A 16,823-nucleotide genomic window follows, 5' to 3' on the forward strand; every position below is an offset into this window, starting at 1 on the left:
CGGTTCCGCGCTCGCCGGGATCCTGTGCGGTGCTCCGTCCCCGGCGGGGACGGAGCACCGGTCGTCGGCGCCGAGCTCCACCGGCGGGTTCAGGGCGCCGGGCTCAGAAGTCCCAGTTCTTGCTCTCTCAGGATGCCCAGTCCTCGTCCTCCCTGATGAGAGGCGGAAATCCTGCGGCTCCTCCAACTCCGATGGCCGCTCGTGCCATCCGCGTGCCACTCGCGATCGAAGCCGCTCTCGCCGACCAGATCGCTGCCGTCGCACATGCCCAGCTTACCGCCGGACGGCTCCGTCTGCACGGGAACTTGCGCGGCCCACAGGCAGCACGTCGCACGCTCTCCCTCCAGTTCAGTGCCCCTCCCGGGTGGGTCAGTGGCTCGTCCCACCGTTCGGAGTACCATATGCCGCGTCTGCCACCCCGTCGCCAGCTGAGCAGCAAGCTCACGTCCCCCTCGCCCCAAAGGTCAACCATTGAGTTCAGAGGCTGAGACCTCTGGCACCATTGATGACATGGCACCACTTTCATCGTGGACGACTTCCACACACGAGCCGCTTAATCGGCACACGATGGTGCACATGGTTGCCCCACCGGCGACCATCGGATCGGGAGTCGGCTGGGCTGCGTCACAGATCCCGAACCAATACACGGATCCGGATCGCGTCGCCACGATCCTCGCCAAGCTGGGGAAACCTAAAGCGGCTAAATACCTTAAGGGGAAGCTCCCTACGAGCAAGCGCACCCGCTCGGGCGACCTCGGAGAGATCATCGGAGCGCAGTACGCAACGCTTGAGCTGGGCTTTCGAGTGGTGGAGCGGTTGCGGTGGAAGGACCACCGCGAGATGTCGATGCGTGGCGATGACTTGGTTGGTGTGCGCGCGAGTACGAACGGAACGCTGGAACTGTTGAAGGGTGAGGCAAAGAGCCGCGTAAGGCTCGGAACTGCAACGGTCACGGACGCAGATGATGCACTTAAGCGCGATCGGGGACGCCCATCGCCTCATGCTCTCAGCTTCGTCGCTGACCGACTCCACGGACTCGGTGAGCACACGTTGGCAGAGCTCATCGACGACGCCCAGTTGATTTCTGGGATCAGTCAACGGCAGGTGGTCCAGCTGCTTTTTACTTTCACTGGAAATGATCCGCGGGCCCTCCTCCGCGCAAATACGACAGCGTACCGGGGACGTGTAAAGCGCCTCGCCGTCGGTCTGCAGGTGTCAGAGCATCAGGCGTTCATCGCGAAGGTGTATTCGAAGGCGATCGCTGATGCCTGAAACAGTTGATGAGATTGAGGCCGCGATCGGGGAGGCGACGACCCCCGGATTTCGTGAACAGCTTCTCGCGCGAGGAGAGGCCCGGTCGATGATCTGGCGGGACGGTGTCCTGCCCGAGGACGCGCCCGCGTTCGATGAGCTGCTCAGCTACGACCTTCTATCCTACGGCTATTCGCTCCTGGGCCTGGGGCTACGTCTCGTGGAGGCGGATGGGTCGCGGAGCCTCGCCCAACGCGCCTTTGAGGGCGCAGCTACGGCCATTGAATCAGTCATCGCCAGAGGAGCTAACTCGCGCGAACGAGGCTTCCACCGTGTCGTCGCAGCAGCCGCCTACCACCTCGGCAGCTTCTCCGCGCGGGCGTACTCACTGCTTCAGACTGCGCTCGATTCCGGTGAAGTCACGACTAGTGAGCGATGCCTCATCCACATCATCCGCAGAGAACTCGACACCCTGGCCGCGCTCATCCTGAGTCACCGCGACGAGGACGCGGCAGCAGACGCCGACCTCGTCGAGACGTTGCGCGGGCTCCTCGAGCCCGCCAGCGATGAGGAACAGGACGATGACAGCGGCGACACCGATGTCATCGACGTCGTCGACCTCGCACTGACCGACGCGTTCGTCGGCGCAATCAGCATGGCGCTGCTCGCATTCGAACGGGGCGAGGGGGCGCTCCTGGAGGAGGCCCTCAGCACACTGCAGGTCGGTCTCAGAGCCGCCAGCGAACTGAACCTAGTCCCCCAGTGGTGGTGCCATCGACTCGCGATTCACCTGCTCCGCGGCCTGTGGGAGGCCAGTTTCCACCGCCTGCTCCCGGACGACCCAATCGACGGCGGTGGCGACTGGGCACGACTGCGTGCGACGTTCATCGCATCTCTCTTCCGAAGGCGACGCTCGGAGATCGACCTATGGCCGTCGCAGCTCGCCGCCGCAGAACGGGTGCTGAACACCAGCGAGAACCTGGTGCTGTCTCTCCCAACAAGCGCCGGCAAGACCCGGATCGCCGAACTTTGCATCCTCGCGACCCTAGCCGAGGGTCGGCGCGTTGTCTTCGTGACCCCATTGCGGGCGTTGTCAGCCCAGACTGAAACGGCTCTGCAGCGGACCTTCACCCCTTTGGGCAAGACCGTCTCGTCCCTCTACGGCGCGATCGGGGCCAGCAGCGCCGACGAGGATTTGCTACGAGAGAGGGACATCGTCGTCGCCACTCCCGAGAAGCTCGACTTCGCTCTGCGCAACGACCCAACGCTCCTCGACGACGTGGGGCTTGTCGTGCTCGACGAGGGGCACATGATCGGGGCGGATGAACGCGAGGTCCGATACGAAATTCAGGTACAACGACTGTTGCGCCGTGGGGATGCAGCCACCAGACGTATCGTTTGCCTCTCGGCGATCCTGCCAGACGGAGACGAAGTCGAGGACTTCGTGAACTGGCTCACCGATGACCAGCCCGACGGTCTCATCGCAAGCTCGTGGCGGCCGACTAAGCTTCGTTTCGGCGAAGTGATTTGGCAAGGCGATCGAGCCCGCCTGAGCATCATCGTGGGAGACGAGGAGCCCTTCGTCCCCCGGTTTCTCGAGCCCTTCGTTCCCCCGAACGGCCGCAGGACGACGCAGTTCCCCAAAAATCAGCAGGAGCTGACACTGTCCACAGCCTGGCGGCTCGTCGATGACGGCCAGACCGTCCTGATCTTCTGCCCACGGAAGGACTCGGTAAATGCTCTTGCCAAGGTCATAGTCGACCTTCATAGGCAGGGAGCACTCCGAAGCGTCTTCGAAGGGGATCCCGGCGACCTCGCCTCGGCCATCACGATCGGCGAGGAGTGGTTCGGGCGAGAACACCCGATCCTCGCGTGTCTGCGACTTGGAGTGGCGATCCACCACGGCTCGCTGCCCGCGCCCTATCGAAGAGAGATCGAGCGACTACTCCAGCAAGGAACGCTGAGGATCACTGTCTCCTCACCGACTCTTGCCCAGGGGCTCAACCTTTCGGCGAGCGCTCTCGTGATGCACAGCCTCTGGCGCAACCGGGAACTGATCAAGGCGTCCGAGTTCCGTAACGTTGTCGGCAGGGCCGGGCGAGCATTCGTGGACTCCGTCGGCCTCGTCGTCCACCCGATCTTCGAGAAAGTGTCCTCAGGTAGACGGAACTGGAGGCAGCTGGTCGAGGACACCGCTCTGCGCGACATGGAAAGCGGCCTACTGCAGCTGGTGGTAAACCTGTTCCGCCGGATGCAGGCGAAGCACGGTCTCCAGGACCTGGATGCACTGCTGGAATACGTCGCCGGCGTCGCGGCGTGGGATTACCCAGAAGTCGCGGCCGAGAGCGACAAGGAAGCCGAGCGCTCCCGAACTGCGTGGCGCTCGCAACTCGCTAGCCTCGATAACGCCCTTCTCAGTCTGCTCAACGACTCTGCGATTACGGAGGACGGAATCGAGGGGGCTCTCGATGACGTGCTCGCCTCGTCGCTTTGGACCAGGAGCTTGGCTCGACGGCAGGAGCCCGTGCAGACAGCGCTTCGAGCCGGCCTGACCGCGCGGGCACGCTTCCTCTGGAGCCAGTCGACCCCGGCACAGCGCCGAGGGTACTTCCTTGCGGGGGTCGGCCTAGAAACCGGACGCCAACTCGACGAGCACGCCAGCATCTTGGAACAGTACCTGCACAACGCGGACGAGGGCATCCGAATCGGCGACCCCGGTGCCGCAATCGACGCCCTGACCAGCTTCGCCAGGATCGCATTCGGCATCTACCCCTTCGCGCCCCGCACCCTTCCTCCGCAATGGGAAGACATCCTCGCCGCATGGCTTCGCGGCGAGGATGCCGCACAGATGGCACGCGAGGAGATCACGGATACACTGGAATTCATCGAAGACTCGCTGACCTACAGGCTGCCATGGGCGCTGGAAGCGGTCCGGGTCCGAGCAACCGCCAACGAGGACCCGGTCGGCAATCTTTGGGCGCTCCTCACCGATGAGCACGGACTCGCAGTTGCAGCGCTAGAGACAGGGACGCTGAACCGATCTGCCGCGCTGCTCATGCAGGCCGGATTCTCCTCCCGAGCCGGTGCCCTCGCCGCCATCGCAGCCGGAGGCGGCACCTTCACAACCGTGTCGGAGCTTCACCAGTGGCTGAACTCGGAGGAGGTGCGGCAACATGCGAACGACCCGCACTGGCCGACCGTGTCATCGCACGATCTCTGGGTCGATTTCATCAGCCGTAGCACTGCTGCACCGGAGAGAACCTGGATCAACACAGTCGAGGATGCCGCGGTGACGTGGCTTCCCGATCACCAGCCGAGTAGCGGGACTCCCTATCGAGCCGTGTCCCTTGCGAACGGTGAGACCATCCTCCAAGCCGCGGACGGTCGACGAACCGGTTCGCTTGAGGAACCACTCAATCCGAAAAGGCGCGGGTTGCTCATAGTCACTGGGACAAGCGCCGCCAACAGCGTCGAACTCCGCTATCGAGGCCCAGCCGACCTTCATGCATAACAGTGTTGCATGATTCTCAGATCATGTTCGGATTTCTACGGGACAAGGGGATTGCAACGAATACCACATGCTGTATCTGACACCACTACCCAGCGGATCTGGACAGGGCTCCTACTCCCGGGCACCGCGGGCGGCGCCCGGGAGTAGGAATAGGGCTGCCCGAGCGAGCAGCGTGAGCATGGTGTCTACGCTCCCGTCCGTTCGGTGCGCATCGAATGACGGTGTGGGAGTACACGAGCGGATCACGAAGAGCCAGGTAGTCAACCTGCGCACGAGGATGCTCCAAGTCTCACTTCTTATAACCCTTAATCCTTCTGACCCATTCTTTGAAGCGGACCAACTCTGCTTCGAGTTCGTCGGGCTCCGGTGCGATGAAGTTGGTCTCTGGAGCCTGATCGTGGCGAGGCGCCCACTCGGATGCCTTGGCGTAGCCAGATTGGTAGTCGTTGTCGTCCTGTTCGGTGATTCCTACGAGCATCTTGAACATGCGTGGCCGCACCTCGTTGGTACCGCGATCCACCAGCTCGTTCACAACATCGAGGTTGACTGCGCGTTCCCATGCTTGAGACAACCGCCCGCCCCACTCCTGAGCACGCCGCGTGTACTCATCGGAGTCGAGCTGGCCGCGCTCCTTCTTGAGTCGTGCGATCTCGGTCTCCAGGTGGTTGATCCGCGCTGGGATATCTTTGACGCTCCAGGGATGCTTGTCAGCAGTAAGCCCTGGACGCTCGCCCTGTCGTAGAATTGCGCGCTCAGCGACGTCGACCCCAAGGTCCCGTGCCGCCTTGTTAAGGGCGTTCGCGAAAGTTGCCTCGTGCGTGAAAACAATGACTTGTCTGGACTGTGCCAGTTCGGTGAGGCGGCGGGCCACGCGGGAACGGCGGCCGGCGTCGAGCGACGACACAGGGTCGTCGAGTACAACAGCTGACTTCGACTCGTCAAACTCGACTTCGGTGAGGAATCCGGCCAGCCCGAGAGCGGTCTGTTCGCCCTCGCTCAGTACGTTCTCGATATCGGCGTCCAAGATGGCTCCGAGTAGGCGGGGCCGGTGCTCAAGCGTGACGTCGCGTCTACCTTTAGACCTGGTCTCATAACTCTTCTACCTGACGCAGTCGGCGGAAGTTGATGAGCGTGACGGCGAGCAAGAGCAGCGGGAGCAGCGTGGCTGCAGTGCGGTCGTAACGGATCCCGAGACGCTTGAACCGCAGGACCCAGGAGATGGTGCGCTCCACGACCCAGCGGTGCCGGCCCAGGTGGGTCTTGGCCTCGATTCCGCGCCGGGCGATCCGGACCTTGATGCCTCGCCGGTGCAGGTAGCGGCGGCACCTCGGGTAGTCGTAGCCCTTGTCCGCGTGCAGCTTCTCCGGCCGGCGGCGGGGCCGCCCCGGACGCCTTCGCCGGCCACGCACACTCGGGTTGGTCTCCAGCAACGGCTCGAAGAGTTTGCTGTCGTGGACGTTTGCGGCTGAGGCCAGCACATGCAGGGGCAGCCCGGCCGCGTCGGTGAGCAGGTGGTACTTCGTCCCCGGTTTCCCGCGGTCGGTGGGGTTCGGGCCGGTCAGCTCGCCCCCCTTTTGGCACGTACGGACACCGCGTCGATACTGGCCCGCGACCAGTCGAGGATCTCCTGCTCGGAGAGCTCCTCGAGCACTGCCCGGTGCAGCTTCTCCCACACCCCGGCCCCCTGCCACTGCCTGAGCCGGCGCCAGGCGGTGTGCCCGGACCCGCAGCCCAGGGCCGGGGGCAGGTCCCGCCAACGGCACCCGGTGTGCAGCACGAACAGGATCCCCTCCAGTGCCGCCCGGTCCTCGATCCGGGGTCGCCCCCCGGGCCCTCGAGGTGGTGGCTGGGGTGGGATCAGCGGGGCGATCAGCTCCCACAGACGGTCATCGACCATCCACGACTGTGTCCTCGTCGTCATGCAGGCACTGTGGACCGTTCCCAGGCAGGTGGGCAACGACCGATCAGGTTTTGAGACCAGGTCTTAGTGGGATCGAGTGTGACCCGGCGCAAGTAGAGCTGCTCAGTCTCGCGAGTGAACTGGTCTCGAACGATGCTCGTCACGTAAGCCGTGGTTAGGGCCGTTGCCTTGCGGGTAATCCCAGTAGTGTCAGTGAGTCGGCGAGCTTCTTCAATCTTGGTTCTCGCCTGGAGCCGCACCACTTCTTTGACGAGATTGTCTTTGGCCTTCGCAAGTTGCTCTGTCGCTTGGAGATCGGCAACCTCGGCTTTCAGCACTCGGACAGACTCGTTGAAGCTTGTCGAATCGATATCCGCGCTGGCAGTGATCAGCGTTTGTCGCCTTTCACCGATGGCGGTGCCCGGCGACATTCCAGAGGTTGTCGGACGCTCCTCTCTGGTGCCGTCAACCCACGCAACTATCTCAGTGGCGACCGTTGCCGCTTCGGTCATCCATGTCTGACTCGCTGTGACATCCTCGCCACCAGCCTGCAGCTGGCTCAACGCGGTAGTCACAGCCGCCGGCGCGGACTGGAGACGAGCAATCTCATCGCGACGCTGAACGACGCGACGCTCGGCAGCATCGGCATCACGCGAGGTGGTGTCCTTTATGAAGGCATCGAATCGCCTCAATCGGTCTGATCCATCCGGGCTCAGTGGTTGCTGGCATAGAACACACACGGCGGCATCGGTAGTGACCGGGAAGTCGTGCTCGTGATACGCCTCGGTCGTCGAATACCGACGTGCCGCATCCCAGAGGGCTCGCCACGTCGCCGACCCGACACCAGGCAATGGCTCTGCGTCGAAGTCCTTCGCTGACGCGATCTTTGCCGCTTCTCGTAGGTTAATTGCACTCTTCGCGAGCGCGGCCACATTGTCGAATGACTGGTTCGTTACGTCCTCAGCCAGTTGATCGATATGACTCTTGACGGTCGCCCAATGGGCCGCGAGCTGAGCGAGGCGTGTCTTCTCTGCATTGGGATCGCTGGCTTGCAAGCGCGTGAGTTCCCGCAGTTTGGCAGAGAGCGATATGTCGTGATCCGGGGACAGCGTCGTGGCCTCGTCGATCTGCTCACGCGTGGTGGTAGCACTGAGCTGATCAAGGAACTGCTTTGCCTTCGTGCCTTCCCCAAGGAGCGGAAGTTCCGTACGGAGGGCCGCATTGTCACTCAGGCGCTGTGAGAGAGCTTGCCGCACCTGATCGCACGCGGCCGAGAGCCGATCGAGCAGAGTAAGCGCGGATGGACGATAGCTGATCTCTGAGGCCGCGGTGACATAGGCATCGCCGCACTCTTCGTCATAGAACCGTACCGATGACAGATCGCGGCTGGTCTCCTCTGTAAGCGCCCAGGTCGCAGCCGTAGAGCCAGCCACGTACTCGAAGACGGCCTTCTGATCGTGCAAGCTCTTTGCGAAGACATCACCGAGAAGATCACCCTTGACTCGGGCAGTAACGGCCTGCCGAATGAGACGGGCGTAGCCGGACTTCCCACTGGCATTGTCGCCGTAGATGCTCGTCAGGCCCGTGCTGGCGAAGGTCAACCGCTGGCCCGTGATGAGCGCGTTCACGCCCTCCACGTCGGCTACGGCTGACAGCCGTACCGACTCTCCGCTCTCGGAAGTACCAGGGACATCGGCAGCGGTGATGGCGGCGACGGATGGATACGTCCCTGCGATCAGGTGATCGGCGATCTCGTTGACGGCGTCTTCAGACAGATTCTCGTTCCGGCAGAAGCGCCCGACAATGTCCTTCTGCCAGTCGGTGCGTTCGGCCACCCAGGTCGCCAGGTCGTTCGCGAGTGTCACGGTGTGATCCCCAAAGCGGTGAGTAGCGCAACATGCGCCTGTTTCAGGGTGAGGATTCCCTGCGGACTGAGCGCCACCTCGTCGAGTTCAATGAGGTGGTTCGCGATCTCCTGCTTCGTCGGTGCCCGCCATCCCTGGCTGGCAGCCCAGGCTTCCAGAGTCGTGGACCACGGTGCTGCCGCCGCATCGGGCAGGCTTGGTGGTTCACCTATGGTGACTCCGGCGTTGACGTCGCGGAGCAGCGCGGTAAACGTGTGCAGGTAGAGATCCGAGTCCAGGGTGTTCTCAATGCCGTGCACGTCGAGGGCGACGATCCGGTCACCAGGTATGGCGCGACCGATCGTCTCGGCGAGCTTTTGTCCCCCGCCGTCGCCGTCGACGAGGAACGCGACCTTAGCCGCCTGGAAGTCGAGCTCCGGGTAGGAATCCTTCGGCATCTCTGAGAGGCCGGGTGCCACCTGATACGGCAGGCTGTCTTGTCCTATGGCGGCGCGCATTAGGGTCGGAAGGAGGATCATGTCGGTGGCGCCTTCCGCGATGACCGCGCAGCGTGCTGGTGTAAATGCTGCGGCCGAGGCACCCATCGCGAACATCAGGGAGGTGAACCCGCCGCCCTCTTGTCGCCAGAAGCTGTTTTCTACGTGGCTCGTCTCGTCGCTGTCGGGAACGACGGCACGGATACCGACACCAAGATCGGCGGGTAGACAGCCCGGCGAGTGGGTGGTGTAGATGATCTTGTCGGCTTTGTCCTGTTTGGCGAACATCTGCACGAGATCGGCCTGCGCGTCGATGTGAAGGTGGGTTTCCGCCTCATCGATCAGGAGGATCGTCGCGCGTCCACTGTTTCGCGCAGCGAGGAAGGAGTTCAAAGCGACGAACATCCGCAACCCAGCGCTTCGTTCGTCGAACACGGATGCGTGTACGCCATCTTCGACAATGCCGATTCGGAGAAGCTTGTTCTCGACGTTGACTTCGACCTTTAGGTCGGACTGCTGCCATGCGTTTTTGAAGTAATTGGCGAGTGTGATGTTCGCCTTGTTCTTGATTGTGTCTCGTCGGGATACCTGTCCGGTCTGCACGGCCTGGGTTAGAGCATTCAGGTCAAGGCCGGCCAATCGCGCCAGGTTCGCAAGCGCTGTTGGCACGTCGCCAAGCAGTGCGTCATCAAGGGTGTAGGTAGAAGCCAGCGTGCGATCGACCTCAGTGAACATGACTACGTCGGGGGTGAGATTCCAGAGTGCCTTCTTGGTCCTCTCCGTGGGGTCCTCACGATCAACCCACGCTCCGAGTGAGAGAAGCAGCCGTTGCAGGACGTCGGTTTCGGCGAATGCACTCAATGCCTCGACGTCTTTGTCAGCGCGTTCGCGCAATGCGTCAATCGGTTCTCGCTCGCCGACCGGGGTAGCGAGGTGGGTATCGAGATCTTGTCGCAGCAGGCGAAGTTCATCGAGCAACGGCGAACCATCCGGGGGCTCTGGTATTTCGTCTTCCTCGGCCGTTTCGATGGGAAGCGGTTCTAAGACGCTGATCGCTGACAGGGATTCACCCAAGTCGACTGCCAGTTGCTTCAGCTGCGCCTCGGACTTGCGAGGTGCGGGCTTGACCGTGAAGTTGGGTCCATCACCGTCGGCACGACGACTAACGAAGAACTCGATTGGAGTGTCCTCGAGTTCAAGGTCCTCCAACTCCTTACGGTCCTCGTCGCTGACGCGGTAACGCAAGCTGACGACCGGGGTGGAGTCGGCGATGCCCGTCGATGCGCGCGACCGCTGTGCCGGAGCGAGAGCGTCGGAGGCGTCCACATAGGCAAGTGCCTTGAGGAGCGTCGTCTTACCTGCCTCGTTTGGCCCAACGATTGCGACAAGCTTCTGGTCTAGCTTGATCGTGGTATCAAGGAGCCGGCCGGCACCACGCACTCGTGCAGAAACAAGCCTCATGCAGCATCCCCCGATCCGTTGCGCTGGTAAGTCGCATCCTCTCGATCGGCGGCGTCGACACTCAGCTGGTCCTAGCCTCGATGGGTGACCCCAGAGCGTCGGCTCTGGAACCTCGTGGCTCTCTGAAGAACTCTACCGGCTAGGTCCGACTCAGCGATGCATCTCTGCGCACTCGGTGCTGTCGTTCCGCACGGGCATCGCTGACAAGTCATCCGCACGGCAAGGCTCTCGACCGGCCGACCCCGCGCTCGACCGGAAGGTGCGATCGTGACACTCCGTGCCATACCGAACGGGTAATGATGTTCATCGGTGCTGTCCTCAGTCCTTCGGACGGAGACACGAAAAAAGAGGCCGGACCTGCAGAAACCTGCAGGTCCGGGCCTTCCATCAGCCTTTTCGGGCCTTGAGCAAGCTCTAAGCTTTCAGAAGTCCCAGTCCTCGTCAGGTCCCCCGGAATCTTGCGGTTTTCAGTGGCTAGGTCGGACTCGTGCCCTCTACGTGCCAGGGGCTGCTGCACGAGTAGGTGACATCTGGGACTGCTGCATGGACAGGTGACCCTGACACCTATCCGTGCAGCAGTCCCGCACGTTAGATGTGTGGCTTCGCGATCAGCAGCGTCTTCGGGTCTCAGTACCCAGCCGCACGTCCTATTCCTCGATGAGCCGAGTCAGGATCCAGGGGGTATCCGTGATTGGTGCCTCAAGCCTATCGAAGTCGGGCTCGCAGCGTAAGAGTTCCGGCAGAAACATGGCGAAGCGGAAGGTCGCCGTTCGCAGGTCCAGACAGTGCAAGCTGTTTCGCGATCGAGCGAGGGGGCATCGGGACCATTGCGTCGGTGTAGAGGCATCGTATTGCTAAGGCATGAGCGCCGCTTCACGTAGGAGACGACGGATATATGGGTTGATACATCCCGATGATTCTCTAGAGCACGAACCACGAAAGCGCGAGCGGGATGGTCGCCACGCCCACTATGGAAGAGACCGCGATCATGCTGGACACGATCCGTGGATCGGCGTCTTCCTGTTGGGACAAGACATACGCGGTCGCAGACGTTGGCATCGCTGCCATCAGGACGAGTGTGCCCGACCAGAGCGACCCTAAAGAGGGGGCAAGCAGCGCCACGATGACGACGGTGAGAATTGGCAGAAGGACCATCTTGATGATGGTCCCAAGGATCAGAAGAAATCCTGGAACCGAACCGTCTCTGAGCCCCTTTACAGCAGCGGGCAGAGTCAGTCCGACCGCGAACATCGCTAACGGAACCGCTGTTTGCCCAAAAAGACCCAGGGTGTCGGAAACGGGCGACGGTAGAGGCACATCCACGAGAGCAACAACGATACCTGCCGCGACGCTTAGAGTGATCGGGTTAGTCAAGAGCGCCTTTTTGACGGCGATCCACATTTGCCTGGATACGGGCGACTCCCTGGAACCGCCCGACGAGAGAGCTCGTACTGCCGGATAGCCAAGCATGAACATGAGATTGTGGATCAGCTGTCCCATTGCGGCCGCTAGACCGGCTTCAGGCCCTAAGATGCTCAAGGCGATGGGCACTCCCAGGTACCCGACGTTTCCGTAGCTCGCTGCTAGGGCCAGCGGCGCAGCGAGCGGCCGGGTACGTTTTCCCGAGAAGCGACCAGCGGTCCAGGTCAAGACTGACACGAGAGCCGTTACTCCGAAAGCGATAAGAGCGAACGACCAGGGGACGCCCTCGCTGACGGGGGCCGTGGCTACTGCGTCGAACAGAAACGCTGGCAACGCGAAATAGAGAACGAAAGCAGTCAGGGATGACTCTGCCGCCCGCATCTTGGGCATAAGACTCGCTATCCCGCCGATCGCAAGGACAGCAAATAAGGGCCCGATTGCTCCTAGCGCCTCAAGCATCATGCCCTTTCGAACAAGGCTGACCGGCGTCTCGAGAGACGCCTAGTCGGCCCCGCGCGATCGGTGAGCACGAACTCGCTCGCGAGTCTGACACCGAGGAGAGCAGAAGTGCTTGGTATGTGTCGGCGACTGATCGACCAACACGTCGGCGCAGGTGGTCGACTCGCACGTTCCGAATCGATCCTGCGGCGCTTGGTTGACGTGGCCAAGCAACGACGCGACGAGCATCGCCGACATAAGCCGCTCGGGATGCTCGATCGACCAATGCAAATGCACGGAATCGTCGCCTGCATCTACTCGAGGTGAGAGCCTGGCGCCGACGATGGCGTTGTTGAGATGGTTGGCCGTCGCATTGGGCCATGGCGCTGTGAAGATGGGATAGACATCGTCGCAGGCATGGGCGATTGAGCGATCGTCGGGCTCGGTGATGCTCGACGGCCAGATGTCCATCAGCTTCCGGCGTGGAGCGGAGTCCGGTCCAGGGTATCCGTTCCAAGGGCGCGTCGAGACCTCTTGTGGCGGGGTCGCCCACTCGTTGATGAGTTCGACCACGAGCTGGATGGGAAGCTGCGGGACAAGCAGTGGCATATCGTCCAGGATAGACGGCCAGGCTGCGAGTAGGCCTCATGGGTTTCTCCGAGCCTGCGCTTCACGGGGAGCCATCGACGCATAGACGAGGTCCAGCACGGGTGTGGCCACTCCCGCACGTTGCGCCCGGTGGACGACGGCGCCGACCTGGTCCTCGAGCTCGGACGGACGGCCTGCCAGGAGGTCGCGATGCATGGACGAGGTGGTCTGTGCAGAGAATCCCTTGAGGTAGATGTTCATGTCATCGGAGAAGTCGGACTCGGTGAGGGTGACTCCTTCAGCGTCGGCGACGGAGAAGACCTCGGACATGGCTGTGGTGACAAGTCCTCGTGCACGGGTGTCCTCTCGTGTCTGTCCCACGTTTGCATCGAGGGCCGCCCCGATTCCTCCGTAGGAGCAGATCAGGGCGAGCTTCTTCCACAGCGCTGCGGCGATATCGTCAGTCCATGTCGTGGAAACCCCGGCCGCGGTCAAGGCACTGATGAGCTCGCTCGCCCGTGAAGCTGGCTGGTTGGCCGGACTTCCCACGGTCAAGGAGGCCTCCGGTCCGATGGTCCGGACTTCGAGGGGGCCTGTGCGTTCTGCGATAACGACTACAGTGCTCGCGAAGACCTGGTCATTGCTCAAGAACGTGGTGGCCCGGGTCGGCGCATCGATTCCGTTCTGGGTCGTCAGAACGGGTGCGTCGGGCGGGAGCACTGCGCTCATGTCACGAGCGGCATCTTCGACTTGCCAGGCCTTGGTGGTGATAATCGCCGCGTCGGCCTGGATTCCGTCGAGTGAGTCGACGACACGGATGCCGTGCACTTCTTCGGTCGCGCCGTCACCGGTGATGCTCACCGGCTCGTTCTTGCCCCGCAGGGCAGCGTCGCTCCGTGCCTTGAGGATGACCTCCTGGCCGGCCTGAGCCAATCGTGCGGAGAAGTACAGGCCGAGTCCGCCGGCGCCGTAGACGAGGATACTCATCGGTGCGCCTCCACGAGTTCGGGGGCCGTGACGGGCTGCTCCTGCAGCACTTGCTTGGCGGTCTCGATGACCTCAGGGAGCCTTACGATGTCATCGTGGAAGGCGCGGATCTGGGCGACCAGACGCTCGTATTCGGCGAGCTTGGACGTGTACTGCCGATCGAAGCGTTCCTGCAGCTTGTTGTAGACCTCCTCGATGACCGCGGGGTTCAGTGCGTCTTCGTTGAGGCCGCCCTCAACGAGGATCTGCCGCAGGTACGTGGGGAAGAGTCCGATGCGGTTGAGGAAGTAATCGACGGTCCGGGAGACGCCAAGGTAGTCGGGAACATTCACGATTCCGGCGTTCTCGTTCGTGACCAGGAACCCGCTGACAGGTCGGTACGGAGTGGGCACGGTCAGATAGATCTGTTCGGAGAATCTCGCGGCATCGATAACTCGGTCCACATCAACGGGGCCTGAGTCGACACGAATATTGTTCTCTTCAAAGCAACGCGTGATCGACTCCAGTTCGGCGAGCCCGGCCCGGTTGCCGACTCCTGCAACACCACCTTCGATGATCTGGAAACCGTGCAGCACGCTCACCAGCGAGTTGGCCGTTCCGAGCCCGCGATCGTTGTGGCCGTGGAGGTAGAAGGTCGTGTCCGGGTTGTCATGGACCAGGTTGGCTGCAAGGACGGCCGTGGAGTCCGGATAGAGCGTGCCGACTGAGTCATTGATTCGGATGAGATCGATTCCGATGTTGCGCGCTCGTTCGATCTGGGACATGAGGTGGGCGTACTTGTCTTCGTCGATTTCCGTCGAGAAGGCGTTGAGGAGGCTGGAGCGGAGGCGACCGACTCCGATTTTCCGGAGCCTTTCGGCTACGTGCTCGAAAAGGTGGCGGTCTGAACCGATCTCGATCATCCCGATACTGACGTAGATGCGCTCCAGGAGCGCGCGCGGAACGTCCTTCTCCAGACGCTCAACGAGCGGCTCCCACGTCTTGAGGGTGAGGTTGAAGGAGAACGTAGTGTCGTCAGTGATGGAGTCGAAGGATTCCTGGGTGAGGAGGAGTTTGCGGAGGAACTCTGCCTCGTGCATGCCGGAGCCGACGTCGATGTCCTTGATTCCCGCCTGGGAGAGCTTCTCGACGAGGCGGATCTTGTCGGTGTCTGAAGCTCCGTATAGTGCCCGCTCTCCTCCTTCGCGGATGGTCTCGTCAGAGATGGCCTGGATCGAGAAGTCGCTGTAGCGAGGAGTGTGTCCCTTGGGGAACGTAAGCATGGTCTGCCCTTACTGCCGGTGGAGTGATGTAACGCACATACTGCCATATGAGCGTTACCTAGAGTCAAGCCCTGCTCGCGTTCGTGTCGCGAGTTCGTCCAGGGCCACCTGGCTTGCACGTGAGCAGTCGGTGCCTAGCGCTTGCATGCACCGTTCGTAGCGGGACGACGCGGGTTCGGCGGCCGTGGTGCTAACACGCAGTGCTAGGACGAGTATTGCTGTGTCGGTCCTTATGTATTACGTATAATGACGACATTTGATCTCTTGTAGGTGTCGATCCCCGCTTCGGTGCGGGGCAGACTGAACTCTCACGAGTTTTCAGACGGGCGCATTCAAGCGGTGGGCGCAAGGAACTCTGCGAGCTTCTCTGATGGTGTCAGATAGCCCAGCGTCTTGCGGGGGCGTCCGTTGAGGCTGTCCTGGATCGCGTCCAACTCCTCGCGGCTGACGACGCTCAGGTCGGTGCCTTTGGGCAGGTACTGGCGCAGCAGGCCGTTGGTGTTCTCGTTGCTCCCCCGCTGCCAGGGCGAGTGGGGATCGCAGAAGTAGATCGGGATTCCTGTGGCGATGGTGAACGCGGCGTGCTTGGACATCTCCGCGCCTTGGTCCCAGGTGATCGTTCGAATCAACGAGGACGGCAGCTTGCTGATTGCGGCGCGCATCGCGGCCTCGACCTGCTCGGCGCTCTTGCCGTCGGGCAGGTGCAGCAGCAGTGTCATTCGCGTCGAGCGCTCAACGAGCGTGCCGATGGCGCTGTGGCTGCCCTCGCCGAGGATGAGATCTCCTTCCCAGTGGCCTGGCACGGCGCGGTCGTCGGCTTCTGCGGGGCGCTCGCTGAGCATGATCATGCCGGGGATGCGGCCGCGACCGTCCGTGGTTCCGCGGGGCTTGCGGGCCGCTCTTCCGGACCGCAGGCACCGCGCCAGCTCACGGCGCAGTTCGCCTCGGCCCTGCACGAACAGCGACTGGTAGATCGTCTCGTGGCTCACGCGCATCTCCGGGTCGTCGGCGTGATCCAACCGCAGCCGCGCTGCGATCTCCTCAGGTGACCACAGTTGCTCCAGCCGGCTGGCGACCTCCTCGAGCAGCCGGCCCGACGCAAGCTTGAACGGCTTCGGTCGACGCGCCTTATCGCGGGCACGTTCATGACCACGCCACGCCGAGTAGCCGCAGCGACCCCCACCGCGCTTCACCTCACGGCTGACGGTCGACACCGCACGCCCCAGCTGCCCGGCGATCGCGGTGAAGGTATCGCCGCGATTGATCCCGAGCAGGATCTGCTCGCGCTCATCGATCGTCAGACAGCCCTGACGTGGCTCCCACCCAAACGGCCTGGCGTCAAGGTGCCTGCCGGTGCGGGCCATGATGCCGCCCAGCGGCGCGCTGCAGCCGATCTCCTTCGCGATATCAACCAGCCGCCAGCCCTTCCCGTGCAGCCTGAGCGCGAGCTGCTTCTGCTCCCGGCTGAGATGACCGTGCCTGCCCTGCATCCGGATCCTCCTGTGATCAGTGACTGCCTCATCTCACAGGACTCGTTGCACTGACCGCTTGAATCCGCCATGCACGCGGCGTCGAACGCGTGCAATGTCAACGTGCAGCACAAGCCACTACTGAGGTCTCAGACGGAGACGAGTCAAACCCCGCCGCGACGAGTCCACAGAA

Annotated in this window: 11 protein-coding genes and 1 pseudogene; 2 read left to right on the forward strand and 10 right to left on the reverse strand. The window is 62.4% G+C overall.

The window, feature by feature from the left end:
- The first annotated feature begins 576 nt into the window (after positions 1-576).
- Both AS188_RS16550 and AS188_RS11520 read left to right on the forward strand, forming a co-directional pair.
- A complete protein-coding gene (locus AS188_RS16550) occupies positions 577-1,272 on the forward strand; it encodes a Hachiman antiphage defense system protein HamA (protein WP_229745277.1) in 696 nt (231 codons plus the stop codon).
- On the forward strand, positions 1,265-4,762 hold the full coding sequence (locus tag AS188_RS11520; RefSeq protein ID WP_058858979.1) for a DEAD/DEAH box helicase: 3,498 nt from the start codon (positions 1,265-1,267) through the stop codon (positions 4,760-4,762). Before AS188_RS16550 ends, AS188_RS11520 begins: the two co-directional genes overlap by 8 nt.
- Positions 4,763-5,051: 289 nt before the next feature.
- Here the strand turns inward: AS188_RS11520 and AS188_RS11525 are convergent, their stop codons facing one another.
- The 10 genes and pseudogenes from AS188_RS11525 to AS188_RS11570 form a co-directional block, all read right to left on the reverse strand.
- Positions 5,052-5,786, reverse strand: coding sequence for a DUF1192 family protein (locus AS188_RS11525; protein WP_058858980.1), 735 nt, complete (start codon positions 5,784-5,786; stop codon positions 5,052-5,054).
- A gap of 64 nt (positions 5,787-5,850) precedes the next feature.
- A protein-coding gene (locus AS188_RS16555) for an IS5 family transposase (RefSeq protein ID WP_371212492.1) occupies positions 5,851-6,659 on the reverse strand; the annotation gives its coding sequence in 2 pieces (ribosomal slippage) (positions 5,851-6,338 and positions 6,338-6,659; 810 coding nt in all).
- Between the two features lie 20 nt (positions 6,660-6,679).
- A complete protein-coding gene (locus AS188_RS11540) occupies positions 6,680-8,527 on the reverse strand; it encodes an AAA family ATPase (protein ID WP_058858981.1) in 1,848 nt (615 codons plus the stop codon).
- The gene (locus tag AS188_RS16560) at positions 8,524-10,329 is read right to left on the reverse strand and encodes an ATP-dependent nuclease (protein WP_236944975.1); all 1,806 of its coding nucleotides are present in this window, start codon (positions 10,327-10,329) and stop codon (positions 8,524-8,526) included. Before AS188_RS16560 ends, AS188_RS11540 begins: the two co-directional genes overlap by 4 nt.
- A 39-nt stretch (positions 10,330-10,368) precedes the next feature.
- Positions 10,369-10,464 (reverse strand): annotated as a pseudogene (locus tag AS188_RS17845) (hypothetical protein); the annotation flags it as partial.
- Between the two features lie 921 nt (positions 10,465-11,385).
- Positions 11,386-12,348, reverse strand: a complete 963-nt coding sequence (locus AS188_RS17780) for an AEC family transporter (protein WP_083529421.1) — start codon at positions 12,346-12,348, stop codon at positions 11,386-11,388.
- Positions 12,349-12,387: 39 nt separating this feature from the next.
- On the reverse strand, positions 12,388-12,933 hold the full coding sequence (locus AS188_RS16570) for a CGNR zinc finger domain-containing protein (RefSeq protein ID WP_083529422.1): 546 nt from the start codon (positions 12,931-12,933) through the stop codon (positions 12,388-12,390).
- Between the two features lie 36 nt (positions 12,934-12,969).
- The gene (locus AS188_RS11560; protein WP_058858985.1) at positions 12,970-13,899 is read right to left on the reverse strand and encodes a ketopantoate reductase family protein; all 930 of its coding nucleotides are present in this window, start codon (positions 13,897-13,899) and stop codon (positions 12,970-12,972) included.
- On the reverse strand, positions 13,896-15,161 hold the full coding sequence (locus AS188_RS11565; RefSeq protein ID WP_058858986.1) for a beta/alpha barrel domain-containing protein: 1,266 nt from the start codon (positions 15,159-15,161) through the stop codon (positions 13,896-13,898). Before AS188_RS11565 ends, AS188_RS11560 begins: the two co-directional genes overlap by 4 nt.
- A 332-nt stretch (positions 15,162-15,493) precedes the next feature.
- Complete coding sequence (locus AS188_RS11570; RefSeq protein WP_058858987.1) at positions 15,494-16,651, reverse strand: IS30 family transposase; 1,158 nt, start codon at positions 16,649-16,651, stop codon at positions 15,494-15,496.
- Positions 16,652-16,823 lie beyond the last annotated feature (172 nt).

This window comes from Kocuria flava (assembly GCF_001482365.1).
GTDB lineage: Bacteria > Actinomycetota > Actinomycetes > Actinomycetales > Micrococcaceae > Kocuria > Kocuria flava.